Source organism: Acinetobacter lwoffii (assembly GCF_024129735.1).
Taxonomy (GTDB): domain Bacteria; phylum Pseudomonadota; class Gammaproteobacteria; order Pseudomonadales; family Moraxellaceae; genus Acinetobacter; species Acinetobacter lwoffii_H.
The window spans coordinates 1-1,083 of record NZ_JAMXXK010000109.1 but is presented as its reverse complement, the minus strand read 5'-3'; the positions used below and the strand labels follow the sequence as shown (position 1 = coordinate 1,083).

Sequence of the window (1,083 nt, the reverse complement as noted above, 5' to 3'; positions counted from 1 at the left end):
GGATTTAAAAAAGTCTCAAACTACTTTATAACGTATCTGTGATCAGACGAACTAAACATGCTTCTACAGCAACTTGTACATTACCCATTTATATGGGCTTTCTCATGACAGAACCAAACTCTATTAGCTGCACACAACTTGCCGAGACTTATAATATCTCGCATGACAGTGTAAATCGCTTTTTGGAGCGTGAAGACTACACAGCTCACGATCTATATCAAGAAGCAATTCAACACATTGATAATAATAAACTTATAGTCAGTATTGATGATACTGTTTTAGATAAGCCATATAGTCAACATATGGACTTAGTTAGCTATTTTTGGTCAGGTAAACACCACCGATCCGTCAAGGGTATTAATCTCATTACCTTGTATGCGACAGATCAACATGGCAAAAATATTCCAATTAATTTTCGAATTTATGATAAGTCAGAAAGTAAAACCAAGAATGATTACTTTATGGAGATGTTAAGTGAAGTACTCGATTGGGGTGCAAAGATTCAATTCATTACAGGTGATAGTTGGTATTCATCGACTGAAAATCTAAAAACCATAAGAAAACATGGTATTCGATTTATGTTTGGTGTCGACAGTAACCGTAAGGTTTCCCCTGAAAAAGGACAATAGTTTCAACTCCGTTTATTGCCGAATTTTCATCAGGGTCAAGTGGTCTGGCTCAAAGATGTTGGCTTTGTACAATTATTTAAGACTCAGTTAAAAGAACAGCAGAGATTTTATATTGTGCATCAAGATGAAGATGATTTATTGTCCTTTGATGGTTTTTATGAATTACATTCAAGTCATTGGAAAATAGAACAATATCATCGAGTAATTAAACAGGTTTGTCATATTGAAAAGTTTCAAGTAAGACGATCCAAGCTGATTTTGAATCATATTTTCTCAGCCTTGATGGCCTATGTTGAGATACAAAAGAACCAGTTTGAGCGGATCTTTGAAAATGTATATCGTTGGCAGAAGAAATTATTTAGACCAATTATCAAGAACTTTATTGATGAATTTATTCTCGATAAGAATCATCTGCTGCCACAGAAAATCTATAAATAATAGTGCGTAAGTCCTA

Annotated in this window: 1 pseudogene; it reads left to right on the top strand. The window is 34.1% G+C overall.

Annotated elements, in window-relative coordinates:
- Positions 1 to 38: 38 nt before the first annotated feature.
- Positions 39 to 1,067: pseudogene (locus tag NI469_RS15670) on the top strand (IS701 family transposase).
- Positions 1,068 to 1,083 lie beyond the last annotated feature (16 nt).